20 protein-coding genes and 1 pseudogene are annotated in these 23,314 nt (G+C 64.4%); 9 read left to right on the top strand and 12 right to left on the bottom strand.

What is annotated here, in order from left to right; genetic code table 11:
• Positions 1 to 3: 3 nt before the first annotated feature.
• From kdpB to ACQ4WY_RS11000, 5 genes are all read left to right on the top strand, one after another.
• Positions 4 to 2,082: a potassium-transporting ATPase subunit KdpB gene (kdpB, locus tag ACQ4WY_RS11020; RefSeq protein WP_436504008.1), complete on the top strand. Its 2,079-nt coding sequence runs from the start codon at positions 4 to 6 to the stop codon at positions 2,080 to 2,082.
• A gap of 10 nt (positions 2,083 to 2,092) precedes the next feature.
• On the top strand, positions 2,093 to 2,668 hold the full coding sequence (kdpC, locus tag ACQ4WY_RS11015) for a potassium-transporting ATPase subunit KdpC (protein WP_353659974.1): 576 nt from the start codon (positions 2,093 to 2,095) through the stop codon (positions 2,666 to 2,668).
• A gap of 57 nt (positions 2,669 to 2,725) precedes the next feature.
• Positions 2,726 to 5,467, top strand: coding sequence for a DUF4118 domain-containing protein (locus ACQ4WY_RS11010; protein WP_436504437.1), 2,742 nt, complete (start codon positions 2,726 to 2,728; stop codon positions 5,465 to 5,467).
• Complete coding sequence (gene kdpE / locus ACQ4WY_RS11005) at positions 5,464 to 6,162, top strand: two-component system response regulator KdpE (RefSeq protein ID WP_034746496.1); 699 nt, start codon at positions 5,464 to 5,466, stop codon at positions 6,160 to 6,162. The genes ACQ4WY_RS11010 and kdpE overlap by 4 nt, the downstream gene beginning before the upstream one ends.
• Positions 6,163 to 6,298: 136 nt before the next feature.
• Positions 6,299 to 7,048, top strand: coding sequence for a TorF family putative porin (locus tag ACQ4WY_RS11000; RefSeq protein ID WP_436504007.1), 750 nt, complete (start codon positions 6,299 to 6,301; stop codon positions 7,046 to 7,048).
• Between the two features lie 61 nt (positions 7,049 to 7,109).
• Here ACQ4WY_RS11000 and ACQ4WY_RS10995 read toward each other — a convergent pair whose 3' ends face one another.
• Genes ACQ4WY_RS10995 through ACQ4WY_RS10985 form a run of 3 tightly spaced genes read right to left on the bottom strand, consistent with a single transcriptional unit; the run spans position 7,110 to position 8,963 of the window.
• A complete protein-coding gene (locus ACQ4WY_RS10995; RefSeq protein WP_436504006.1) occupies positions 7,110 to 7,619 on the bottom strand; it encodes a P-loop NTPase family protein in 510 nt (169 codons plus the stop codon).
• A 10-nt stretch (positions 7,620 to 7,629) separates the two neighbouring features.
• Positions 7,630 to 8,667 carry a 4-hydroxy-tetrahydrodipicolinate synthase gene (gene dapA, locus ACQ4WY_RS10990; RefSeq protein WP_436504004.1) on the bottom strand — a complete coding sequence of 346 codons (1,038 nt, stop codon included), beginning with the start codon at positions 8,665 to 8,667 and terminating at the stop codon, positions 7,630 to 7,632.
• Positions 8,664 to 8,963 (bottom strand): hypothetical protein, encoded by a 300-nt coding sequence (locus ACQ4WY_RS10985; protein WP_436504003.1) that lies wholly within the window; start codon positions 8,961 to 8,963, stop codon positions 8,664 to 8,666. The genes dapA and ACQ4WY_RS10985 overlap by 4 nt, the downstream gene beginning before the upstream one ends.
• A 218-nt stretch (positions 8,964 to 9,181) precedes the next feature.
• Here ACQ4WY_RS10985 and ACQ4WY_RS10980 point away from each other — a divergent pair, with 218 nt between their 5' ends.
• Positions 9,182 to 10,174 carry a gamma-glutamyl-gamma-aminobutyrate hydrolase family protein gene (locus ACQ4WY_RS10980; protein ID WP_436504002.1) on the top strand — a complete coding sequence of 331 codons (993 nt, stop codon included), beginning with the start codon at positions 9,182 to 9,184 and terminating at the stop codon, positions 10,172 to 10,174.
• Positions 10,171 to 11,250: an alginate lyase family protein gene (locus ACQ4WY_RS10975; protein ID WP_436504001.1), complete on the top strand. Its 1,080-nt coding sequence runs from the start codon at positions 10,171 to 10,173 to the stop codon at positions 11,248 to 11,250. The genes ACQ4WY_RS10980 and ACQ4WY_RS10975 overlap by 4 nt, the downstream gene beginning before the upstream one ends.
• A 13-nt stretch (positions 11,251 to 11,263) precedes the next feature.
• On the opposite strand, the gene ACQ4WY_RS10970 is transcribed toward ACQ4WY_RS10975, so the two are convergent.
• From ACQ4WY_RS10970 to ACQ4WY_RS10935, 8 genes and pseudogenes are all read right to left on the bottom strand, one after another.
• Positions 11,264 to 13,732 (bottom strand): TonB-dependent siderophore receptor, encoded by a 2,469-nt coding sequence (locus ACQ4WY_RS10970; RefSeq protein WP_436504000.1) that lies wholly within the window; start codon positions 13,730 to 13,732, stop codon positions 11,264 to 11,266.
• A 95-nt stretch (positions 13,733 to 13,827) separates the two neighbouring features.
• Positions 13,828 to 14,580: a FecR family protein gene (locus ACQ4WY_RS10965; protein WP_436504435.1), complete on the bottom strand. Its 753-nt coding sequence runs from the start codon at positions 14,578 to 14,580 to the stop codon at positions 13,828 to 13,830.
• An 81-nt stretch (positions 14,581 to 14,661) separates the two neighbouring features.
• A pseudogene (locus ACQ4WY_RS10960) lies at positions 14,662 to 15,144 on the bottom strand (sigma-70 family RNA polymerase sigma factor); the annotation flags it as partial.
• A gap of 276 nt (positions 15,145 to 15,420) precedes the next feature.
• A complete protein-coding gene (locus ACQ4WY_RS10955; RefSeq protein ID WP_436503999.1) occupies positions 15,421 to 16,551 on the bottom strand; it encodes a YbdK family carboxylate-amine ligase in 1,131 nt (376 codons plus the stop codon).
• The gene (locus ACQ4WY_RS10950) at positions 16,552 to 17,739 is read right to left on the bottom strand and encodes a cation:proton antiporter (RefSeq protein WP_426072010.1); all 1,188 of its coding nucleotides are present in this window, start codon (positions 17,737 to 17,739) and stop codon (positions 16,552 to 16,554) included.
• A gap of 312 nt (positions 17,740 to 18,051) precedes the next feature.
• Positions 18,052 to 19,221 carry a vWA domain-containing protein gene (locus ACQ4WY_RS10945; RefSeq protein ID WP_436503998.1) on the bottom strand — a complete coding sequence of 390 codons (1,170 nt, stop codon included), beginning with the start codon at positions 19,219 to 19,221 and terminating at the stop codon, positions 18,052 to 18,054.
• Positions 19,215 to 19,853, bottom strand: coding sequence for a GNAT family N-acetyltransferase (locus ACQ4WY_RS10940; protein WP_436503997.1), 639 nt, complete (start codon positions 19,851 to 19,853; stop codon positions 19,215 to 19,217). Before ACQ4WY_RS10940 ends, ACQ4WY_RS10945 begins: the two co-directional genes overlap by 7 nt.
• Positions 19,854 to 19,862: 9 nt before the next feature.
• Entirely contained in the window at positions 19,863 to 20,732 is an 870-nt protein-coding gene (locus ACQ4WY_RS10935) for an AAA family ATPase (protein ID WP_436503996.1), read from the bottom strand.
• 232 nt (positions 20,733 to 20,964) lie between these two features.
• Here ACQ4WY_RS10935 and ACQ4WY_RS10930 point away from each other — a divergent pair, with 232 nt between their 5' ends.
• Together ACQ4WY_RS10930 and ACQ4WY_RS10925 are read left to right on the top strand one after the other, a co-directional pair.
• A complete protein-coding gene (locus tag ACQ4WY_RS10930; RefSeq protein ID WP_092796428.1) occupies positions 20,965 to 21,294 on the top strand; it encodes a c-type cytochrome in 330 nt (109 codons plus the stop codon).
• Between the two features lie 11 nt (positions 21,295 to 21,305).
• Positions 21,306 to 21,647, top strand: coding sequence for a c-type cytochrome (locus ACQ4WY_RS10925; protein ID WP_436503995.1), 342 nt, complete (start codon positions 21,306 to 21,308; stop codon positions 21,645 to 21,647).
• Between the two features lie 14 nt (positions 21,648 to 21,661).
• Here ACQ4WY_RS10925 and norR read toward each other — a convergent pair whose 3' ends face one another.
• Entirely contained in the window at positions 21,662 to 23,215 is a 1,554-nt protein-coding gene (norR, locus tag ACQ4WY_RS10920; RefSeq protein ID WP_436503994.1) for a nitric oxide reductase transcriptional regulator NorR, read from the bottom strand.
• Positions 23,216 to 23,314: the final 99 nt, after the last annotated feature.

Below are 23,314 nucleotides of genomic sequence, written 5' to 3'. Positions count from 1 at the left end.
ACCATGTCACGCACAAGCCTGACCTTGTTCGATTCCGCACTGATCGGCCCCGCCATCGTCGATGCGTTCAAAAAACTCGACCCCCGCACGCAGTGGCGCAGCCCTGTGATGTTCGTCGTCTATGTCGGCAGCATCATCACGACCCTGCTGGCCATCCAGGCCCTGAACGGCCAGGGCGAAGCGCCATTCGGCTTCATCGTCGCCGTCGCCGTGTGGCTGTGGTTTACCGTGCTGTTCGCGAATTTCGCAGAAGCGCTGGCCGAGGGCCGCAGCAAGGCGCAGGCGGCCTCGCTGCGTGCTCTCAAGCAAACGGTGATGGCAAAGAAAATGCAAACGCCGAAGTACGGCACTTCCTGGTTGCCCACGCCGGCCACCGACCTGCGCAAGGGCATGACTGTGCTGGTCGAGGCGGGTGACGTGATTCCCGCCGACGGCGAAGTGACGGCCGGCGTGGCCTCCGTCGACGAAAGCGCCATCACGGGCGAATCGGCGCCCGTCATCCGCGAGTCGGGCGGCGACTTTTCCGCCGTCACGGGCGGCACCCGCGTGCTGTCGGACTGGCTGCTGGTGCGCGTCTCCGTCAACCCCGGCGAAGCCTTCATCGACCGCATGATCGCCATGGTCGAAGGCGCCAAGCGCCAGAAGACGCCGAACGAGATCGCCCTGACGATTTTGCTCGTCGCCCTGTCGATCGTGTTCCTGATCGTCACCGTGACCTTGCTGCCGTATTCCTTGTTCTCCGTGGCGGCGGCCGGCAGCGGCACGCCGGTGACGATTACCGTGCTGATCGCGCTACTTGTGTGTCTGATTCCGACCACCATCGGCGGTCTGTTGTCCGCTATCGGCGTGGCCGGCATGAGCCGCATGATGCAGGCCAATGTGATCGCCACCTCGGGCCGCGCGGTGGAAGCGGCCGGCGACGTGGACGTGCTGCTGCTCGATAAAACGGGCACCATCACCCTGGGAAACCGCCAGGCTTCCAGCTTTGTGCCGGCTCCCGGCGTGACGGAGCAGCAGCTGGCCGATGCGGCGCAACTGGCCTCCCTGGCCGATGAAACGCCGGAAGGGCGCAGCATCGTCGTGCTGGCCAAGCAGAAGTTCAATATCCGCGAACGCGAGATGGCCAGCCTGCACGCCACCTTCGTGCCCTTCACGGCGCAGACGCGCATGAGCGGCGTGGATATCCCGGGCGAGCAGCAGGTGCGCCAGCTGCGCAAGGGCGCGGCCGATTCCATGAAAAAGTACGTGGAAGCGCTGGGCCAGCCGTATCCGGCAGAAGTGGGACGCGCCGTCGACGACATCGCGCGCCGCGGCAGCACGCCGCTGGTGGTGGTCGATGACGGCCGCGTCATGGGCACCGTGGAGCTGAAAGATATCGTCAAGGGCGGCATCAAGGAGCGCTTCGCGGAATTGCGCCGCATGGGCATCAAGACCGTCATGATCACGGGTGACAACAAGCTGACGGCAGCGGCGATTGCCGCCGAAGCGGGCGTGGACGATTTCCTCGCCGAAGCGACGCCGGAAGACAAGCTGAAACTCATCCGCAGCTACCAGTCCGAAGGCCGCCTGGTGGCCATGACGGGCGACGGCACCAACGATGCGCCGGCGCTGGCCCAGGCCGACGTGGCCGTGGCCATGAATTCGGGCACGCAGGCGGCGAAAGAGGCGGGCAATATGGTCGACCTGGACTCGAACCCCACCAAGCTGCTGGAAATCGTTGAAATCGGCAAGCAGATGCTGATGACGCGCGGTTCGCTGACGACGTTCTCGATTTCGAACGACATCGCCAAGTACTTCGCCATCATCCCGGCCGCCTTCGTGGGTACCTATCCGCAATTGAAGGCGCTGGACATCATGCACCTGGCCAGTCCCGCCTCGGCCATCATGTCGGCCGTGATCTTCAATGCGCTGATCATCGTCGTGCTGATTCCGCTGGCGTTAAAAGGCGTGCAATACCGGGCCATCGGCGCGGCCAGCCTGTTGCGCCGCAACCTGCTGATCTACGGCCTGGGCGGCATCGTCCTGCCCTTCATCGGGATCAAGCTGATCGACATGCTGCTGTCCGTACTTAATTTAGTCTAAAGGAACCATCATGAGCACTATCGTACGTCCCGCCCTGGTCCTGTTTGCCGCGCTGACCGTGATCTGCGGCGTCGTCTATCCGTTTGCCACAGCCGGCATCGGGCAGCTGGCTTTCAACGATGAAGTCAACGGCAGCATCGTCGAGCGTGGCGGAAAGCCCGTCGGATCGACTTTGATCGGCCAGTCCTTCACCTCGCCCAAGTATTTCTGGGGCCGGCCATCGGCTACCGCGCCGATGGCGAATAACGGCGCCGGTTCGGGTGGCTCGAACCAGGGACCGACCAATCCGGCCCTGGTGGACGCCGTCAAGGCGCGCATCGCCGCCCTGAAGGAAGCTGACCCCGGCAACACGCGCGCCGTTCCCGTCGACCTGGTGACGGCGTCGAGCAGCGGCCTGGATCCGGAAATCAGCCTGGCGGGCGCCCTGTACCAGGCCCCGCGCGTGGCCCGTGTGCGCGCCGTACCGCTGGCGCAGGTGGAAAACGCCATCGCCAAGGTGCAGAAAACCGCGTATATCGGCTTTTTCGGCGAACCGCGTGTGAATGTGCTGGAACTGAATCTGGCGCTCGATGCGGCCGCGAAGTAAGATGATGCAGGGGCGGAGCCGCCGGTTTTGCCCCTGGTTTTGATATTAAAGATGCCTATGCTCCCCAACGACAGCCAACGCCCCGACCCTGATGCCCTGCTGGCGCAAGTGCAGGCGCAGGAAAAGAAAGCCGCGCGCGGCCGGCTGCGCATTTATTTCGGCGCTTCGGCCGGCGTCGGCAAGACCTACGCGATGCTGGCGGCCGCCCGCAAATTGCTGGCCGATGGCCAGGACTTGCTGGTGGGCGTGGTGGAGACGCATGGGCGCCAGGATACGGCGGCCCAGCTTGACGGCTTGCCCGTGCTTCCCCTGAAGGCCATCGAGTACCGGGGCAAGACGCTGTTCGAGTTCGACCTGGACGAAGCCTTGCGCCGCGCGCCGCCGCTGATACTGATGGATGAACTGGCCCATTCGAACGTGGCCGGCTCGCGCCATCCGAAGCGCTGGCAGGATGTCGAGGAATTGCTGGCGGCCGGCATTGACGTGCTCTCCACCGTCAATGTGCAGCACCTGGAAAGCCTGAATGATGTGGTGGGCGGGATCACGGGCGTGCGCGTGGCCGAGACCTTGCCTGACACGGTGTTCGACCGCGCCGATGAAGTGGTGCTGGTCGATATCCCCGCCGATGAACTGCTGCGCCGTCTGAAACAGGGCAAGGTGTATCAGCCGCTGCAGGCCGAGCGGGCGTCCCAGCATTTTTTCCGCAAGGGTAATCTGATCGCCTTGCGCGAACTGGCCTTGCGCCGCACGGCGGACCGGGTGCAGGACGACGTGCAAGCCTACCGCGTCGAAAAATCGATCAATCCCGTGTGGAAGACGGGCGCCGCGCTGCTGGCCTGCGTGGGACCATACGCGGGGGGCGAGCACGTGATCCGCAGCACGGCGCGCCTGGCCAGCCAGCTGAATGCGGAATGGCATGCGCTGTACGTGGAAACGCCCCGTTTGCAGCGCCTGCCGGCGCGCCAGCGCGAACGCATCCTGACAACCCTGAAACTGGCGCAGGACCTGGGCGCGCGCACGGCCATCGTGCCGTCCGCCGACATCGCCGGCGCCGTGGTCGAGTATGCGCGCAACGCGAATATCTCGAAAGTCATCGTGGGCCGTGGCCGCGCCAGTGCGCTGGCGCGCCTTTGGCACACGCCGCCAGCCGCGCGCATGGCCAGCCTGGCGCCCGATATCGATTTGATCGAGGTGGGCTTGCCGCCTGCCGATGCGGCGCCCCGGCGCGCGGCCGGCGAAGATGCGGAGGCGCCGCGCCGGCCCTCGCGCCATTGGCGCTACATCCTGGCCGCTGGCGCCAGTCTGGCCACGGCCCTCGCCTCGGTCCCCCTGCAACCCTACCTGGACCTGGCCAATATCGCCATGCTGTCCCTGCTGACGGTGGTGCTGGTGGCCGTGCGCCTGGGACGCGGGCCGGCGGCGCTGGCCAGCCTGGTGGGGGTGGCCTGCTTCGATTTCGTCTTCGTGCCGCCGCGTTTCTCGTTTGCCGTGGGCGATTTCCAGTATGTGATTACCTTTGGCGTGATGCTGGCCGTGGGCCTGATCACGGGCCACCTGACGGCCGGCCTGCGTTTCCAGGCGCGCGTGGCCTCGCACCGCGAAGCGCGCGCCCGCGCCCTGTACGAATTCTCGCGGGAGCTGTCCGGCGTGCTGCAGACGGAGCAGATTTTCGACATCACGAAAAGCGCCATCGAACGGGCTTTCCGCGCGCGCGCCACCTTGCTGTTGCCCGATGACGAGGGCAGCTTGCAGGCCCCGAATGGCGGCGAACCGCTCGATATCGGCATCGCGCAGTGGGCCTTCGACCATGCGCAGGCGGCGGGGACGGGCACGGATACCTTGCCCGCTTCGCCCATTTTCTACCTGCCGCTGATCGCACCGATGCGTACGCGTGGCGTGCTGGCGCTGCTGCCGCTCGAGGGCGCGCAGCGGGGGCGCTGGCTGCTGGTGCCGGAACAGCGCCAGCACCTCGATACCTTTGCCGCGCTGGCGGCCATCGCGCTTGAACGCGTGCATTACATCGATGTGGCGCAGGGCGCGCTGCTGCAGATGGAGTCCGAGCGGTTGCGCAATTCGCTGCTGGCGGCCCTGTCGCACGATTTGCGCACGCCATTGACGTCGCTGGTGGGACTGGCCGAGTCGCTGGCCCTGTCCCGGCCAGCCTTGTCGCCCGCGCAGCTGGACATGGCGCGCTCGCTGCAGTCCGAAACCGTGCGCATGAGCGCCCTGGTGGCGAACTTGCTGGACATGGCGCGCATCGAGAGCGGGCAGGTGCGCCTGAACCTGCAATGGCAGGCGCTGGAAGAAGTGGTGGGCAGCGCGCTGCGCGCCAGCGGCCCGCAATTGCAGCAGCATGCCCTGCAGACGCAGCTGGCGCCGGACTTGCCGCTGGTGCGCTACGACGCCGTGCTGATCGAGCGCGTGCTGTGCAACCTGCTGGAAAACGCGGCCAAATACACGCCGCCCGGCAGCACCATCACGGTCGCGGCCGGGGTGCACGGCCAGTTTCTGCAGGTGACGGTGTTTGACGATGGCCCGGGCTTGCCGCCCGGCCGCGAAGAAGCCATCTTTGAAAAATTTACGCGCGGCGAGCGCGAATCGAACAAGCCGGGCGTCGGGTTGGGGCTGGCCATTTGCCGCGCCATCGTCGAAGCGCACGGCGGCACCATCCACGCGCAGCCGCATACGCCGGGACAGGGCGCTGCCATTGTCTTCAGCCTGCCGCTGGGCACGCCCCCGGCGCCGCCGGAGATCGAGCTCGATGACGCCAACGACCATGAAACAGGAAAACCAACATGAACGAACCTTCCGCCACCGCCTTGCTGGTCGAGGATGAACCGCAGATCCGCCGCTTCGTGCGCGCCGCGCTGGAAGATGAGGGCTGGCAGATTTTTGAATCCGCCACCATGCAGCGGGGCCTGATCGATGCCGGCACGCGCCGGCCCGACCTGATCGTGCTGGACCTGGGGCTGCCCGACGGCGACGGCATCGATTTCATTGCCGACATCCGCAAATGGTCGGCCGTGCCCATCATCGTGCTGTCGGCGCGGGTCGACGAGCAGGACAAGATCCGCGCGCTCGACGCGGGCGCCGACGACTATCTCACCAAGCCGTTCGGCGTGGGCGAACTGCTGGCCCGCGTGCGCGCCACCCTGCGCCGCCAGCGCCAGCCCGCCGCCAGCGACGATGGCGTGGTGCAGTTTGGCGACGTACGCGTCGACCTGAAGGACCGCCTGGTGACGCGCAACAAGCAGCTGGTGCACATGACGCCGACGGAATTCCGCTTGTTGTCGGTGCTGGTGAAAAACGCGGGCAGGGTGGTCACCAATCCGCAACTGTTGCGTGAAGTGTGGGGGCCGTCGAACAGCGAAAATGGCCACTACCTGCGCATCTACATGGGCCATCTGCGCCAGAAGCTGGAAGCCGATCCGGCCCAGCCGCAGTACCTGCTGACGGAAACGGCCGTCGGCTACCGGCTGCTGCTGCCGCTCTAACTAACACCTGTTGTTTCCCCTGTTTGAAAACAGGCGCTGCGCGCGCCAGGGGGACGCTTTACCCCCAATTTTGCAGCGGCGGGCCAGCTGCGCCATGTTGGCAAAGGCCCATACCACCCATGAAGAAGAAAAAACCATGAATAAAATGTTACTTGCACTTGCCGTCGCGACCGCCTTTACGGGCAGCCTGGCCCACGCGGAAGAGGCCAAGCCCGATAATGACGTCAGCTTCAACGTGGCCGGCGTGTCCGACTACCGCTACCGCGGCATCTCGCAGACGCGCTTGAAACCCGCGCTGCAGGGTGGCGTCGATTATGTCAACAACCCGACGGGCCTGTATGCGGGCGTCTGGGCTTCCACCATCAAGTGGACCAAGGACGCGGGTGGCAGCGGCGACGTGGAAGTGGACCTGTATGCGGGCAAGCGCGGCCAGTTGACGGCCGATATCGGCTATGACGTGGGCGTGCTGGCGTATGTGTATGCGGACAACGGCTTGAAGCACATCGCCGGCCTGGCCGACGCGGACACGCAGGAAGTCTACGGCCAGCTGTCGTATGGCCCCGCCTACGTCAAATATTCGCACGCCGTCTCGAACCTGTTCGGCATCGTCAACAGCAAGAACAGCGGCTACCTGGACATCGGCGCGACTATCGACCTGACGAACGGCTGGACCGGCAACCTGCACGCGGGCCACCAGAAGGTGAAAAACAATGATGCTTCGAGCTATACGGACTGGAAAGTGGGCGTCACGCGCGATTTCGGTGTCGTGACAGGCGCGCTGGCCGTGATCGGCACGAACGCTGGCAAGTCGGCCTATGCCTCGCCGGTGAACGGTAAATTCATGGGCAAGACGGCGTTGCAGCTGACGGTCAGCAAAACGTTTTAATTGACGGAGATGAGAGGAGAGGCGGCGCATGCGCCGCCTTTTTTTTGCGTGCCCAGCCAGGCTAGGCAGGTAGGTTGAAAACGGCGCAATACAGCTGTCCCAGGTTGACCACGCGGGCGGCCGGAATCTGTGCGGCCAGGGCATGGGCCGGTGCCGCTTGTGTGTCTGTTGTCAGCAGGACGCGCAGGTCAGGATTGACGCTGCGCGCGTGCGCGATACGGCGCGCCAGGCATGCCTGCGCGGCGGCGTCGACGACACCGTCCAGCGGCACCACCAGCACGCGCGCGGCGATCAGGGCTGAACGGCTGCCCATGGAGTCGCGGCCTTCGCTGTCGATGACGATGTCGTGGTAGCAGTGCACCAGGTGCTCCAGTTCCGGTTGCAAGCCCTTGGCGCTGATGGCGCGCGCCATCAGGCGCGGCCGCGTCAGGCTGCCGTGCATGGCGCCGTCGTGCATATTCCTGGCCTGCGCCATGGCGCCCTGGCGTGGATCGGCATCGAGCAGCAATACCTTGCGTCCGGCCAGCGCGCGCGAGGCGGCCAGCCGTCCGGCCAGGATGGATTTCTCCATCCCCCCGCGTTCATCCGTGATGGCGATGATCATCTTGGCGCACGGCTGGCATGATGTTGGCAGGGGAGACCAGCTGCAGCAGACAGCCTTCGCGCGGCGCATCCCTGTCGCTGGCGGTCCACACGGGCAACTGCATCAATGGCTCCAGTGCTTCGGCCAGCATGTCCTGGCCGGCGCACGACATCGGCGTCATCGGCAGGCGCAATGCGTCGCGCACCTTGCCCTGCATGGCCAGCGCCGCTTTCACGGGAGCGGGATTCGGTTCGGCAAACAGCAGGCGGATGACGGGCAGCATGGTCTTGAACAGGGCGCCGGCGGCGCCGTGGCGGCCTTGCCTGACGAGGTGGTACAGCTGCGCGTACAGGTCGGGGCGTATCTGGGCGGCGGCCGACATGGCGCCGTGGCCGCCCATGGACAGGCTGGCCAGCAGCAGCGCATCGTCGCCGCACAGGACGTCCAGGCGCGTGTCGAGCAGCAGTTCGCCCAGTTGCTGCAGCTTGCCGCCCGCTTCCTTGATGGCGACGAAGTGCGAGTCGCGCGCCAGCAGGGCCGCCGTCTGCGGTTCGATGTTGACGCCCGTGCGCGCCGGCACGTTGTACAGCACGATGGACTGGTCGGTAGCGGCGGCGATGGCCTGGAAGTGGCGCACGATGCCGTCCTGCGACGGGCGTACATATGACGGCGCGGAAACCAGCAGGCCGGCCAGAGGATGATCGTTGTAGCGCTGCACCGTGGCGGTGACACTGCGCGTATCGCTGCCGCCGATCCCCATCACGACGGGGAAGCGGGGGCCGACGGCTTCCATTACGCTATCGAGCAGCATGGTCTGTTCCGCGGCGCTCAGCATGGCCGCTTCGCCCGTGGTGCCGCACACCACCAGGCCATCGATGCCGCTGGCGGCCAGTTCGCAAGCGAGTTGCTGGGCGGCGTCGAAGTCGATTTCGCCATCGCCATCGCGGAATGGCGTCACCATCGGTACCCAGATGCCCTGGAAGTGCGCGGTGATGCGCATTGAAGACATCGCGTGGTCGCGGGCATACTGGTTCATAGCGATTTCCCCTGGCTGATGCGGCCAAATTCCGCCGCCGGCAGCAGGCGCATGACGGCATCCATGGTCAGGCGCAGGGCCGGTTCCGTTACGCACAGCCAGACTTTCATGCGTTCGGCGTGGTCGACCGCCTCGACGCGCATGAATGACAGCATGCCGCCGCAGGTCCTGACGACCAACTGGCGCAGCTCGGCCAGGCAGGCTTTGTCGACCGTGATATGCATGAGGAAAGTGGGCAGGCGGGGATGGTGGTGGGGCAGCGCGTGATGTGTCGAAAGGCGTGAATGGGGTTCCATGGTGGCTTTGCAGCGGTGGTTGAGGTACGTTCAAGATTAGCAGCGGGGGCGTAAAGATTCTCTAAAAAGCGGGGCCGCCGGCGTAAACGGACTGTATGCGTAGGGCATGGGCGTGTTGCGCGAATGCGCCGCGCGTGGGCTTTTGTTACAAAATTGAATCGTGCTTTCCGGGGCAGGGGTTTATATTGAAAACGTCTCCGCTTTCAGTCAGCCTTGCCATGTCAGACGAAAAAGATCCCCAGCTTCCCCCTTCCGCCGATCCAGCGGCGCCTTCCAGGCCCGACCGGGTAGGCAGGGCGCCCGACGACGACCACCGTGCGCGCGATGCGGCGCCGCGCTACCTGAAGGATAACGACACGCCCCTGGCGCTGGCCTGGCGCGTGATCTCATCGCGCTACCGCTCCATGCGCGACAAGGCCAGCCGCGATTTCATGCGGCGCACCCTGCGCATCGGCATCTCGGCGCGCATTTTCCACCCCGAGCCGGGCGCCACTGGCCTGCGCAGCAAGAACCTGCAATACCTGGAAGAGTCGATCGCGCAGTGGGTCATGTCGCGCGACGTGCTGGTGTTCATGATCCCGACCGTCAATACCAGTGGCCAGCTACACCCGAGCAATATCACCTTGCGCCACTATGCGCGCCACCTGGACGGCCTGGTGCTGCAGGGCGGCGCCGACGTTTCGCCGCAGACGTATTCCGAGGCGGCCACGCGGCCCGAATGGAGCGGCGACCGCGCGCGCGACCTGTACGAACTGGAACTGCTGCATGAATTCGTCGACGCGGGCAAGCCCGTGCTGGGCATTTGCCGCGGTTGCCAGCTCATCAACGTGGGCTTTGGCGGCACCCTGTACCAGGACATCGCCTCGGACGTGGAAGGCGCCACCTCGCACGTCAACGACCTGTATGACCGCCACCGCCACAGCATCGTCTTCCCGAAAGGCTCGTCGCTGGCGGGCATGTTCCCGAAGGCGGGCGAGGCGCTCGTCAACTCCATTCACCACCAGTCGGTCAAGGACCTGGGGCGCGACGTCACCGTGGAAGCGTATTCGCAAGGGGACAATATCGTCGAAGCCATCCGCTACCAGCGGGCGCGCTTCGTCATGGGCCTGCAGTGGCACCCGGAATTTCATTCGGCGGGCGGCGTCGAGCTGCTCGATTGCACGCCCATTCTCGATAACTTTTTGCGCGCGGCGCGGGAGACGCGGTTTTGAGTACGCATCTGATCCGCCGGCGCACTGTGCTGGCCGGCCTGCTGGCGCTGCCCCTGGTCGGCTTGCGCGCGGCGCCGCACCCGCGTGATGGCGTGCTGCCGTTTGCGCTGACGTCCGCCGCGCGCGCCCGCACGCTCAAGACGCGGGTGGCGCCGGCCATTGCCGAACAGGTGGTCAAGGCGGCGCGCAAGGATGCGGCGCGGCCTGTGCACCTGATGGCCGAAGTGCGCACGGGCGGCTTGCTGAAGGGAGAAGGCGGACGCGAGACCAGCCAGCAGGCACAGGAAGACTGGCGCCAGGCGCGCTTGCAGGCGCTGGCCTGGAGATTATCGGGCGAGATGGCGCATTTCGAGGCGGCGCGCCAGTTGCTGCTGGCCTGGAGCGGTACTTATCAGCCATCGTTCAGTCCCGTCGACGAGACGGAGCTGGCCAGCCTGCTGATGGGTTTTGACCTGGTACAGGAGCGCCTGAACGGCGTGGAGCGCGAGCAGGTGCGGGTATTTTGCCGGACCCTGGCGCAGGGGTATCTGAGCGATCCCATCAAGGTGGGCGGTCCGTCCACGGCGCGCAACAACTGGCATAGCCACCGCATCAAGATCGGCACCGCCGCCGCGTATGTCACGGGCGACGCCTTGCTGATCGCGCGCGCGAAAGAGCGCTTCCTGGCGCACGTACCGCGCAATATCGGCGCCGGCGGCGTGCCCTTCGACTTCGAGCAGCGCGACGCCCTGCATTACACCACCTACAGCCTGGAGCCGCTGCTGACGACTGCCCTGATGGCGCAGGCGCATGGCGACGACTGGTATGGCGCGCCGGAAGCGCGGCGCCTGGCCGAGGCGCTGGCCTGGCTGGTGCCATACGCGCAGGGCAGAAAGACGCACGAGGAGTTCGCGAAAAGCGCCGTGCCCTTCGACCGCAAGCGCGTGGCGGCCGGTGAAAAGGGCTTTATGGGGAACTGGGAGCCGAAGGGCGCCGCCAATGTGTACCTGCTGGCGGCGCGCTTTGATCCTGCTTACCTGTCGCTGGCGCTGGAACTGCACCCGCCAGCCTGGGTGCTGGCGCTGTACGGTACTTAGTTAGAACTTCGCGTTAAAACTTCGTGCGCACGGTGAACATCACATTGCGCGGTTCGCCATAAAAGCCCGTCTGGAACAGGCCCAGTCCCGTGAAGTACTTCTTGTCCAGCAGGTTGTTCACGTTGACGCTGGCCGTGACGTTCTTGCTGATCTCGTAGCGGGCCATCAGGTTGACCAGCGCGTAGCCGCCCTGCTTGATGCGCGAATTGGCCTCGATGGTGGGATTCCAGATATTGCCGTAGTAGCTGCTTTGCCAATTGATGCCGCCACCGATGGTGACCTTGTCCAGGCTGGCCGGCAGGCGCCACGTGCCTTGCACGCGCACCAGGTGGGCAGGCTGCGTCGTTTGCAGCATGGTGGAAAATACATCCTTGCCATCCGCGTCGCGCACGTGGGTGTAGGTGTAGCCGGCGCTCAGCTTCACATCCTTGGCCACTTCGCCCGTCACTTCCATTTCCACGCCGCGGCTGGTGACGCCGTCGATGGCTTTATACGCTTCTTCGCCGTTGACTTCGCCCACGGAACTGGCCACGTTGCTTTGACGGATCTGGAACAGGGACGCGCTGGCATTGACCTTGCCATCGAGATACTCCGCCTTCACACCCGCTTCCACACCCTTGCCGCGCACGGGTGCGAGGAAGTTGCGCTTCACGTCGCGGTTGCTTTGCGGTGCAAAGATGCTGGTGAAGCTGCCGAACACGGAATAGGTCTTGTCGAGGTCATACACGACGCCCGCATACGGCGTGATGACGCCGCTTTCGTCCAAGCGCGTATGGCTGGGCGTGGCATTGTCGAATAAGCTGCGCTTCTGGTCCAGCGTGTAATTGCTGACGCGCGCGCCGACGATCACCGATAGCGCATCGCTCGGGCGCAGGCGCACGGCGCCATACAGGCCGCTCTGGCGCGTGCTGTCATTATCGTTGCCCTGGTGTTCGAACGCCGGCTCCGCATACTGGCCGCGCCAGTCGAAGTAGCTGCCGTCCAGGGTCGGATAGATCGATTTGTAGACGGGGCCGTCCTGCTTGGCGGTCGATGAAGAGTAGCCCAGCATGGCTTCATGCTGGCGGCCGAACAGGGTAAACGGGCCGCTGGCGTCCACGTTGACGGTGGTCTGGCGGCGGTCGCCCGCGTATTTCCCCATGTAGAAGCTGGCGCCTTCCCCTGTGACGGGGTTAGGATAGCCGCCGCTGACCGAGCTCAACACGCTGTCATGCTTGCTGCGCAGCTGGTTGGCGCTCAATGTCACTTTCCACGCGTTGGCGAAGCTGTGTTCCAACGACGTGAATAGGGTGGTGTTCTGCATGTCGCGGCGGCTCCAGTCCGTGGCCGGGTTCCACGAAGTGGGAAAGTTCGTGCGCGTACCGTCGGAAAACAGCAGGGGAAAGCCCGTCCAGGTGGAGCCGCGCGGCTTGTAATCCTGGTGCGTGAAGCCGGCCGTCAGCAGGGTGACGGGTGTCAGGTCCGCCTCGATGATGCCGTAGGCGACCGATTTTTGCTGCGTGTAGCGGTCCAGGTAGGAATGCTTGTCCTGGTAGGCGCCCACCAGGCGGCCGCGCACCGTGCGGCTGTCGTTCAGGGGGCCGGAAACATCGACTTCGCCGCGGTAGTTGTCCCACGATCCCGCGCCCAGGGTGGCCGAACCCTCGAATTCGGCGGTGGGGCGCTTGCGCACCATGTTGACGGTGGCCGACGGGTCGCCCGAACCGCTCATCAGGCCCGTCGCGCCTTTCAGCACTTCGATGCGGTCGTAGATGGCCATGTCACTGTTCGTCGTACCCCAGTCGTAGACGCCGTCATAGATGGCCGACACGCCGTCGTACTGGAAATTGGTGACGGCAAAGCCGCGCGCCTGGAAGCTCCAGCGGTCGCTGTCGTAGTTTTGCACGCTCACGCCATTGACGTTCTTCATGACGTCGGAGACGGCGTTGCTGTTCTGGTCATCCATCTGCTGGCGCGTGACGATGGTCAGCGACTGCGGCGTTTCGCGCTGCGTCAGGGCCAGGCCCGTGGCGCCGCTGGCGGGGCCGCCCGTATAGCTGCCCGTGCCGCTGGTGGCGGCGTTGCGCTCTGCCGCCGCTACCACCGTGACGCCGCTCATGACGGCCACGCCGCGGCTGTCCGCCGAGGGGGTGTTCGCGCTGGCGGGGATCTTTTGCAGCAGGTAGCCGCCATTCGATTGCGGCACCGCTTGCAGGCCGCTGCCCGCCAGCAGCACGCGGAAGCCTTCCTGCAAGCTGTAGCTGCCCTGCAGGCCGGCGCTGCGCAAGCCTTGCGTGGCATCGCTGGAGAACGACAGCAGGATGGCGCTGTCGCTGCCGAAGCGTGTCAGCACATCGCCCAAGGAACCTGCGGGGATGCTGTAGCTGCGTACTTGCCGGGTTTGTGCCTGGGCTAGCGCCGGCAGGGCCAGGGCCATGCCGATCTGCGACAGGGCGCAGGCCAGGACGGTGCGGGTAAGGAGGGAACGCGAAGCGTGGTGCATGGAATAAAACCTTTCGTGGATGCGCAAGATGGAGACTGCCTATCTACCAAGTCACGCGAGCACGGCGAAACAGCTCACTTTGCTGAAAATATTTTTCAGTGGGCCGCCAATTCGCTGCGCACCACCTGATGGCCCCAGAAGCGCGTGACGGTATTGCGCCGCAGCCGCAGGCTGGCGCTGACGGCGTCGAGGATGGCATTGACATCGGCCAGCGGGTAGGAGCCGGAGACGCGCAAGCCGGCGATTGCCGGCGCGCAGGCCAGCGGATGGTTGCTGTAGCGCGACAGCTCGGCGAGGAAATCGGCCAGGCGCATGTCGCGCGCCACCAGCATGCCATCGAGCCAGGCGCCGCCATAGGGCGTCAGCGCCTGGCGGTGCATACCCGCACCGTCGAAATGCGCGCCTTCGCCGGGACGCAGCACCAGGCGCTGTGCGCCATCGCCGGCCAGCACGGCGACGGCCCCTTCGAGCACGCCGGCGCTGGCGTATTGCTCGTGCAGGCGCACGGTGAACCGCGTGCCCAGCGCCTGCAGGCTGCCATGCGGCGTGTCGACGAAGAAGGGGCGTTGTAGCGCATCCTTGCCGGTAGCGATGAAGATTTCACCCGCCAGCAGTTCAATACGGCGCTGTGCGCCGTCGTAAGCGATATTGACGGCGCTGCTGGTGTTGAGCGTGAGTTGCGTGCCATCGTTCAAGGTCACCACGCGGCGTTGGTTGACGCCCGTGCGATAGTCGGCCGTCCAGCCGCGCCATGGGCTGCGGCGTTCAAACGCATATAGCGAGGTGCCGCAGGCCAGCAGCAGGGCCAGGGTTTTGACGGCATGGCGGCGCGGCGCGTTGGCTTGCACGCAGGCGCGCAGCAGGCTCGCGTGCGCCGTGGGCGGCAGATGCTCGTGCTGCGTTTGCAGCTGCTGCCACGCCTGCGTGGCGCTGCCGGCCCGCTGCAGATGGCGTTTCACCGTGGCCAGCGAGATGCCGAGCTGGCGCGCGATATCTTCCTGCGGCAGTTCGTCGAGCTGGCGTAGTAAAAAAGCCCTTTTGACGGGAGGCGGCAAGCCGTCGAGCATGCGGTCGAGTTCAAACACGGTGGCCAGCAGCATTGCCCGATCTTCCGGCGACGGTGTGTGCAGGGGCGGCAACTGCGCCAGCACGTCGAGGTAAGCCTGTTCCAGTTTCTGGCGGCGGTAATGGTTGAACAGCACGCGCTGCGCAACAGTGGCGAGCAAGGCGCGCGGCTCGCGCGCGGCGACGGCGTCTTCGCGGTCGAGCAGGCGCATAAAGGTGTCATGCGCCACATCGGCCGCGCAAGCTGTGCTGCCGAGTTTTTTACGCAGCCAGCCCTGCAGCCAGCCGTGGTGGTCGGCGTACAGTGTCGCGATGTCCTGGCGTTGTAGCGGCTCTGCCAGCGGCATCGCGTTCCCCTTGCATGGCCGGTCCGGCTGGACTGGTGTTTTTAAACAATAATAAGAATCATTCTCACTTATTGTAACAAGCGGGGGAGGATGCTGTAAATGACGGGGGAGATGGGGTGTGGTTTTTTGGGTTGCGTTGTCGGGGTAAAAATCACGATGACTGGCAAAACCGTCGCGAGCGGAAGGGAGAGGTGGCTAAGAAGCGCAACCGTACAAAGGTACGGTGAGCATCGCAGGCCGCCTATGCCGACGCGCAGCAGGTTTGGCCAGGCATCCTCAGTAATTCATCGGTTCACCACGGAAGCAGCGGATCGCCGAATCAACCATGCCCTCGGCACTGCCCTGCAGACTGTGCTGCTTGCGCAGGTATTGCGCATCGCTCCACTGCTTGGCCACGTCCGACAGGTGTTTCAGGGCCGGCGTGCTGCCCAGCGCCTCGGCGTGCGGTTCCATCTTGCGCAGGGTGGTCATGATGTCTTCGCGCAGCGACATCGTTTCGTAGGTTTTCGGATGCGTGATGGCGCCGTCGAGGCCGAAGCGGCAGGCCTGGAAGCGGTTGTAGTTATACACGAGGTAATCGTCTTCCACGGGCGGCGCTTCCTTGCGTTCAAGCAGGTAGCGGCATAGCGACTGCAGGTAGGCGGCCAGCGCGGCGGCCCGCTCCACCGTCAGAGGCGTGTCGCACACGCGCAGTTCGATGGTGCCGAACTCCGGCTTGGGACGGATATCCCAGTAAAAATCCTTCATGCTCTTGATGATGCCCGTGTTCTCCATTTTGGCGAAGTACTCGTTGGAGAACTGGTCCCAGCTCAGTGTAAACGGCGCGCGCCCGCTCATGGGGAAGGCGAACACGGAGTTCAGGCGCGCCGAGTCGAACAGGGTGTCGCGTCCCTGCACGTAGGGCGAGGAAGCCGACAGGGCGATGAAATGGGGGATGTAGCGGTTCAGCGAATGCAGCAGGAACATGGCGTCGTCGCCCGAGGCGCAGCCGATGTGCACGTGCTGGCCGAAGATGGTGAACTGCTTGGCCAGGTAGCCGTACAGTTCCGAAATTTCCTGGAAGCGGGGCTTGGAAAAAATCTTTTGCGACGACCATTGCTGGAACGGGTGCGTGCCGCCGCCCGCGATGCCGATATTGAGCTTGTCGCCGGCCGTGATCAAGGTGTCGCGGATTTCCTGCAACTGCTCCAGCAGGGGGCCGTGATGCGTGTGCACGCTCGAGTTAATCTCGATCATGCTCTCGGTGATTTCCGGCGTGACGTTGCCGGGGAACGGTTTCTTGTTCAGCAGATGCAGCAGGTCCGGGCTGGCGGCCGTCAAGTCATAGTCCGACAGGTTCACCAGTTGCAGTTCGAGTTCGACGCCGAAGGTCAGCGCGGCCGATTGGCCAAAGGGTTCCAGCGGCATTTAGCGCTCCTTGATTTCGTGGGTTTCTTTTGCCAGCATCAGCACGCGCTGCACCAGCACGGGCCCGACCAGTTCCAGGCCCAGGGTGACGGCGGCCAGGGCGTTCAATTCGTCGCCGAAGTTCACGCCGTGCTGGCGCGCGTGTTCCAGCAGCAGGATGATGAAGACGGAGACAGGCGTCAGCGCCACGCCCGTCAGCACGCCCTTGCGCCACGAAATGCCGCTGACATGCGAGAACGCGGCCACGCCGACGACTTTCGTCAGCAATCGTCCGCCGACGACGGCCAGGGCAAGGCCCGCGCCGGCTGTCACGCTGGCCCATTCCAGGGTCGAGGCGGCATACACGAACAGCAGCACCGTCAGCAGCTCGCCCAGCGCGCCGAAATTGCGCTGCGCCTGGCTGAAGGCGACACGGCGGTGGCGCGCCACCAGGCCGAAAGTGAGGGTGGCCAGCAGCGGGGACAGGCTGGTGGTGTAAGTGAGGGCGACGAGCAGCATCACCGACAGCGCGAACGCGACGGTGGCGTCCTGCGCCATGTTGCCCAGGCGGCGCAGCATGGCCGGCACGACGATGCCGAAGACGGTGCCGGCGGCTACGGAGGCGGCCAGCACGGCGGCGCTGCTGCTGCTCGCTTCGATCAGGTCGGTGGAGCTCTGGAACATCCAGAAGCCGACGATGATGTTGAACGTGAAGACGGCCAGTACGCAATTGAGGGCGGTGAGGTGGACGATGCGTTCCGTGACCTGACCCGAGCTGCGTTCCTCGTTGATGACGCGCATGATGGTGGCCGGCGAGGTGGACATGGCCAGGGACGCCAGCAGCAGCGCCGTCATCGAGGTGCTGCCGAATTCGATGCCGATGAAGTAGACGACGGCAAAGGTCAGCAGGGATTCGACCAGGCCCGTGACGGCGATCCACGGATTGTTCTTCAGCCAGCGCAGGTTGATGCGGTAGCCTACCTCGAACAGGATCAGGCCGAAGGCCACGTCGGCCAGCACCAGCATGGGGCCGGCGTCCGTCTGCGGCAGGATGCCCACCTGCGTCTGCGCGAGGACGAAACCGATCACGCCGTAAAAACTGATGCGCGGCAGGCCAGTCCAGCGGTGGCCGAATTCGCCCACCACCCAGGCCAGGGTAATGGCAAACGGCCAGGACAGGTCGGCGGCGATCGAGATCAGACTTTGCATGCTCATTCCTTTGAAAATGGCGCTGGCACCGGCCGGCAGCACGGGGGCTGGCGCGGTAATGTCGTGGTGCAGCGATGGTGCATAGTTTGCGCAGAGCGATGCGCCGATTCTACCGGAGCAGAAGGCGCGCACGATGTGCGCAATCGAACAGTGTCGCGGCCATGGCGGCCGCGCACAGGATGCAGCAGGTTGGGCAGGGCTGGTATCAGCGTATGGTACCCGCCCGCAGCGGAGATGCTCCGCACGGTAGTGCCGTGTCGCAGTGTACGGCATGGCGGCCCCCTGCCGCCATGGACTTTTTGTTGCGTGCTGTTATTTACTGAGCAGACGCATGCCCCGTTCCAGCCCGTCGATCGACAGGGGGAACATGCGGTTGTTCATCAGTTGCCGCATCACGCCGATCGACTGGCGGTACTGCCACAGGCCTTCTGCTTCCGGATTGAGCCAGATGAATTTCGGGAACGCCTGGGTAAAGCGCGCGAGCCACGTCGATCCCGCTTCTTCGTTGTTGTATTCGACGCTGCCGCCCGGCTGCAGGATTTCATAGGGGCTCATGGTGGCGTCGCCGACGAAAATCAGCTTGGTGTCGGGCGGGTACTTGCGCAGCACGTCCCAGGTGGGGAAACGCTCGGCGTTGCGGCGCCGGTTGTTCTTCCACAGGTAGTCGTAGACGCAGTTATGGAAGTAAAAGAACTCCATGTTCTTGAATTCCGTCTTCGCCGCCGAAAACAGTTCCTCGGTGCGCTCGATATGGTCGTCCATGCTGCCGCCCACGTCGAGCAGCATCAGCACCTTGATGCGGTTCTTGCGCTCGGGCCGCATCCTGATGTCCAGATAGCCCGCATTATTCGCCGTGGCGGCGATGGTGGCGTCGAGCGCCAGTTCATCTTCCGCGCCTTCGCGCGCGAACTTGCGCAGGCGGCGCAGCGCCACCTTGATGTTGCGCGTGCCCAGTTCGCGCTCGCCGTCGTAATCCTTGTAGCTGCGCGCTTCCCATACTTTCACGGCCGTGCGGTTGCCACCCTTGCCGCCGATGCGGATGCCTTCAGGGTTCGTGCCGCCATTGCCGAACGGCGACGTGCCGCCCGTGCCGATCCACTTGCTGCCGCCTTCGTGGCGCTCTTTCTGCTCCTTCAGCAGCTCGTTCAGGCGGTCCATCAGCTTGTCGTAGCCGAATTTTTCCAGCTGCGCCTTCTGTTCCTCGGACAGTTCGCGCTGCATGCGTTTCAGCAGCCAGTCGAGGGGAATCGCCGCGTTCGTCTCGAAGGCCGCGTTGACGCCCTTGAAGTACTGCGCAAAGGCGCGGTCGAACTTGTCGAAATGGGCTTCATCCTTGACCAGGGTCAGGCGCGCCAGATAGTAAAAATCGTCCATCGAAGCGTCGATGACGTTCTTTTGCAGCGCCTCAAGAAGCGTCAAAAACTCCTTGATCGAGACGGGAATTTTCGCATCCTTGAGCGTGAAGAAGAAATCGATCAGCATGGCGCCGGCTCTCCTGCGCGGGGCAGTGCGGCGATGGGATGCTGCGTCAGCTTGTAACGCAAATGGGCGGCGATTTCCGGCCACTCGCCGCGCGTGATGCTGTACATGACGGTGTCGCGCACGGTGCCGTCGCGGCGCAGCGCATGGTGGCGCAGCACGCCATCCTTTTTCGCGCCCAGGCGTTCGATGGCCGCCTGCGAGGCGTGGTTGAAGTTATCGGTGCGCAGGCCCACCAGCGCGCAGCCGAGGGTGTCGAAGGCGTGCGCCAGCAGCAGCAATTTGCAGGTGGTGTTGACGTGGCTGCGCTGGCAGCGCTTCGCGTACCAGGTATAGCCGATTTCCAGGCGGCCAATACTTGGTAGCACGTCGTGGTAGCTGGTGGTGCCGAGCACCTCGCCGCTGGCCGCGTCGACGACGGCAAAGGCGAAGCGCGAAGGGCGCATCTCGATGCCCTTGAAAATATACTGGTCCACCTGGTCCGGTTCGGGCACGGAGGTGACGCGCAGATTCCACAGCTCGCCATCCGCGGCTGCCGCGCGCAGGCCAGCCGCGTGGTGCGGCGCCAGCGCTTCGAGGCGGATGCCGTGCAGTTCCAGGGGGACGAAGACTTTGTCCGGGCTGATGTCGTTCACCGGCGCTCCTTAGCGGTTGGTGCGCGACATGAACATCAGGCGCTCGAACAGGTGCACGTCCTGCTCGTTTTTCAGCAGCGCACCGTGCAGCGGCGGCACGACAGTCTTGGTGTCCTTGCTGCGCAGCGCTTCGGCGGGGATGTCTTCGGCCAGCAGGAGTTTGAGCCAGTCGAGGAATTCCGACGTCGATGGTTTTTTCTTCAGGCCCGGCACGTCGCGCACTTCATAGAAGGTTTGCAGGGCCTGCGCCAGCAATTCCTGTTTCAGGTGCGGGTAGTGGACGGTGACGATCTGCTCCATCGTGTCCTTGTCCGGGAATTTGATGTAATGGAAGAAGCAGCGGCGCAAGAAGGCGTCCGGCAATTCCTTCTCGTTGTTCGAGGTGATGATGACGAGCGGACGGTGGCGCGCCGTGACCATTTCGCGCGTTTCATAGACATAGAATTCCATGCGGTCCAGCTCGCGCAGCAAGTCGTTCGGGAATTCGATGTCGGCCTTGTCGATCTCATCGATCAGCAGCACCACCGGCTCGGGCGCCGTGAACGCCTGCCACAGCACGCCCTTGACGATGTAGTTCTGGATGTCGCGCACGCGCTCGTCGCCCAGCTGCGAATCGCGCAGGCGCGACACGGCGTCATATTCGTACAGGCCCTGCTGCGCCTTGGTAGTCGATTTGATATGCCATTGCATCAGCGGCATGTTCAGCGCGGCGGCCACTTCCTCGGCCAGCATGGTCTTGCCCGTGCCCGGTTCGCCCTTGATCAGCAGCGGGCGCTGCAGGGTCAGCGCCGCATTCACGGCCAGTTTCAGGTCGGCGGTGGCGACGTAGCTGTCGGAACCTTCGAAGCGTTGGCCTTGCTGGGGGTGCTGTGCTTGCATGAGCGGTCTGCCAAAGTAGGGAAAGGGCAAGTATAAACAGAACTGTGGCGCACCGCCACGCGGGCGGCCTGTGTCCGCCTGCGACAGTGTATTTTTTGTGAGTGGACTTGCAAGAACATCTTGGTTAGAATCGGCAAGCAGCAGTTTAATTGTCTACATTTAAAGTCAACACATAAAATCAAAAAAAACCAGCTCTGGCGTTTCTCCGATTACCTTTGTTCACATTGCCACTATGAAAAAAATATTTGCACTTCTCGTGCTTGCCGGCATAGCAAATGCCGTCACAGCGGCTGACATTGTAGGAAACGCCAAGGCAGCGACTGCCAAGGTGGAAATGTGTATCGGTTGCCACGGCATTCCCGGCTACAAGGCAACCTTCCCCGAAGTGTTCCAGGTGCCGATGATCGGCGGCCAGCCGGCAAAATATATCGAGAATGCGCTGCAAGCCTACAAGAAGGGCGACCGCAAGCACCCCAGCATGAAGGGCATCGCCAGCAGTCTGTCGGACCAGGATATCGCCGACGTCGCCGCGTATTATGCGCAACAAGCCAAGCCGAACTGAGGACTAGCCAGATGAAAAAACTACTCGCCGCCCTCGTTTGCGCCACCGTCTCGTTCGGCGCCAGCGCCGCCGGCAATATCAACACGGGCAAAGCCCTGGCCGAAAAATACAGCTGCGCCACCTGCCACGGCAAGGACTACGGTTCGCCCATCGACCCGTCGTACCCGAAACTGGCGGGCCAGCACAAGGACTACCTGGAACACGCCTTGACGGCGTATAAGCGGGGCGACAAGGCCAACGGCCGCAACAACGCCATCATGACGGGCCAGGTGAAACCGCTGAGCAACCAGGACATCAAGGACCTGGCCGCCTACTTCCACAGCCTGCCTACCTCCCTGGTCATTCACCGCTGAGCGGTGTCGCCGGGTCAGGCTTTCAGCCCGACCCGGCGCGCCAGCTTGTGCAAGTTGCTGGCGTCGAGTCCTAATTGCCGCGCCGCGGCGGCCCAGTTATCCTGATGCAGGACCAGCGCTTGCCGGATGGCCTGGCGCTGGCTTGCTTCCACGATCTGATGCATGGACAGCAGCGGCGCCGGCGTGCCGCACGCGCCTGGCACTGGCGGCAGCGCATCCGTGCCGGCCGGCGCTTCCAGCGCATCGAGGTCGAGCATATCCGTTTCCAGGGTCACGATGTCCTTGCGGTTCGCGCCGCGGATCACGGCTTTCAGCGCGGCCCGGCTGATCACATGTTCCAGTTCGCGCACATTGCCGGGCCAGCGGTAATGGCATAAGGCGTTTTCCGCCGCGGCGGACAGGCGCAGGCTGCGCAAGCCAAGGCGCGCGCGGTTGAGCTCAAGAAAACCGCCGGCCAGCAGCAGTACATCATTGCCCCGCTCGCGCAGCGGCGGAATCGGCACGGGATACACGGATAAACGGTGATACAGGTCGGCGCGGAATGAGCCGTCGCGCACATGCTCGCGCAGGCTGCGGTTGGTGGCGGCGATCACGCGCACGTTGACCCGGCGCGGCCGGTCCGTGCCCAGGCGCTGGATTTCGCCATTTTGCAAGGTGCGCAGCAGCTTGGCCTGTATCGACAATGGCAATTCGCCCACTTCATCGAGAAACAGGGTGCCCCCTTCGGCCGCCTCGAAACGTCCGGGCCGGTCGCTGACGGCGCCGGAAAACGCGCCCCGTACATGACCAAACAATTCGCTTTCGGCCAGGGACTCGGGCAAGGCCGCGCAATTGACGTGGATCAGGGGCTTGCCCGCGCGGCGCGACAGCCGGTGCAGGCGGTGCGCGCACAGTTCCTTGCCCACGCCCGTCTCTCCCAGCAGCAGCACGGGCAGCTCGGAATCGGCGACCACCTGCAGCTCGTGCAGCAACTGCGTGATGGCGCTGCTCTGGCCGACGAATTCGTGTTCCTCGCGCGGCGCCTGCGCATCGGCCAGCATGGCGCCGCCCGACAGGCGCAGGGCGCGGATTTCCGTTTCAAGGCGGGTCACGCGCACGGCCGCCTCGATGGCACAGGCCAGTTCGCCCAGGTCGCGCTGCGCTTGCGCATCGAAGGTGCCCACCTGCAGCGCGTCGAGCGTGATCACGCCCCAACGTTCGCCTTCCAGGTCGAGCGCCATGCCCATGCAGTCGTGCACGGGCAGCGGTTCGCCTGCCCGCTCGGCGATCAGGCCATCATACGGATCGGGCAGGGAGCTGTCGTGATGGAAGCACAGCACGCCGCGCCGCTGCAGAATGGCGGCCAGGCGCGGATGGTCGGCGACGGCGAAGCGGCGTCCCAGCGCGTCGCTGGCCAGGCCGGCCATCGCCACGGGGCGCAAGTGTTCGCCGTCGAGCTTGAGCAAGGCCACGGCCTCGCAGCCGAAGTGCGCGCGCAGGCTGCCCACGAGGCGCTGCAGGCGCACGGCCACGGGCAGATCGGCGACCAGGTCGGTGAGTAACAGCAGGTGGATGGCAGTGGTGGTCATAAGTACCATGCAGGGTACAACGGACCATGCTTAAAAAGGGTCATACCGACCCTGCATTTTTCAAATCGTTGATTTAAAACAAGTTTTTCCTGGCACACG

Source organism: Janthinobacterium salmonicoloratum (assembly GCF_051380845.1).
Lineage (GTDB): Bacteria > Pseudomonadota > Gammaproteobacteria > Burkholderiales > Burkholderiaceae_D > Janthinobacterium > Janthinobacterium lividum_F.
Note: the sequence above shows the minus strand (reverse complement) of the source record. Positions and strands in the feature narration are given on the sequence as shown.

Excerpts from the sequence above, each read along its gene's own strand:
- kdpB (WP_436504008.1), top strand. The coding sequence starts at position 4 with ATGTCACGCACAAGCCTGACCTTGTTCGATTCCGCACTGATCGGCCCC.
- ACQ4WY_RS10970 (WP_436504000.1), bottom strand. The coding sequence starts at position 13,732 with ATGCACCACGCTTCGCGTTCCCTCCTTACCCGCACCGTCCTGGCCTGC.
- ACQ4WY_RS11010 (WP_436504437.1), top strand. The coding sequence starts at position 2,726 with ATGCTCCCCAACGACAGCCAACGCCCCGACCCTGATGCCCTGCTGGCG.
- ACQ4WY_RS10945 (WP_436503998.1), bottom strand. The coding sequence starts at position 19,221 with ATGCTGATCGATTTCTTCTTCACGCTCAAGGATGCGAAAATTCCCGTC.
- ACQ4WY_RS10995 (WP_436504006.1), bottom strand. The coding sequence starts at position 7,619 with ATGGAGAAATCCATCCTGGCCGGACGGCTGGCCGCCTCGCGCGCGCTG.
- ACQ4WY_RS10980 (WP_436504002.1), top strand. The coding sequence starts at position 9,182 with ATGTCAGACGAAAAAGATCCCCAGCTTCCCCCTTCCGCCGATCCAGCG.
- ACQ4WY_RS11000 (WP_436504007.1), top strand. The coding sequence starts at position 6,299 with ATGAATAAAATGTTACTTGCACTTGCCGTCGCGACCGCCTTTACGGGC.
- ACQ4WY_RS10935 (WP_436503996.1), bottom strand. The coding sequence starts at position 20,732 with ATGCAAGCACAGCACCCCCAGCAAGGCCAACGCTTCGAAGGTTCCGAC.
- dapA (WP_436504004.1), bottom strand. The coding sequence starts at position 8,667 with ATGAACCAGTATGCCCGCGACCACGCGATGTCTTCAATGCGCATCACC.
- ACQ4WY_RS10955 (WP_436503999.1), bottom strand. The coding sequence starts at position 16,551 with ATGCCGCTGGAACCCTTTGGCCAATCGGCCGCGCTGACCTTCGGCGTC.
- ACQ4WY_RS10925 (WP_436503995.1), top strand. The coding sequence starts at position 21,306 with ATGAAAAAACTACTCGCCGCCCTCGTTTGCGCCACCGTCTCGTTCGGC.
- ACQ4WY_RS10985 (WP_436504003.1), bottom strand. The coding sequence starts at position 8,963 with ATGGAACCCCATTCACGCCTTTCGACACATCACGCGCTGCCCCACCAC.
- norR (WP_436503994.1), bottom strand. The coding sequence starts at position 23,215 with ATGACCACCACTGCCATCCACCTGCTGTTACTCACCGACCTGGTCGCC.
- ACQ4WY_RS10950 (WP_426072010.1), bottom strand. The coding sequence starts at position 17,739 with ATGCAAAGTCTGATCTCGATCGCCGCCGACCTGTCCTGGCCGTTTGCC.
- kdpE (WP_034746496.1), top strand. The coding sequence starts at position 5,464 with ATGAACGAACCTTCCGCCACCGCCTTGCTGGTCGAGGATGAACCGCAG.
- kdpC (WP_353659974.1), top strand. The coding sequence starts at position 2,093 with ATGAGCACTATCGTACGTCCCGCCCTGGTCCTGTTTGCCGCGCTGACC.
- ACQ4WY_RS10930 (WP_092796428.1), top strand. The coding sequence starts at position 20,965 with ATGAAAAAAATATTTGCACTTCTCGTGCTTGCCGGCATAGCAAATGCC.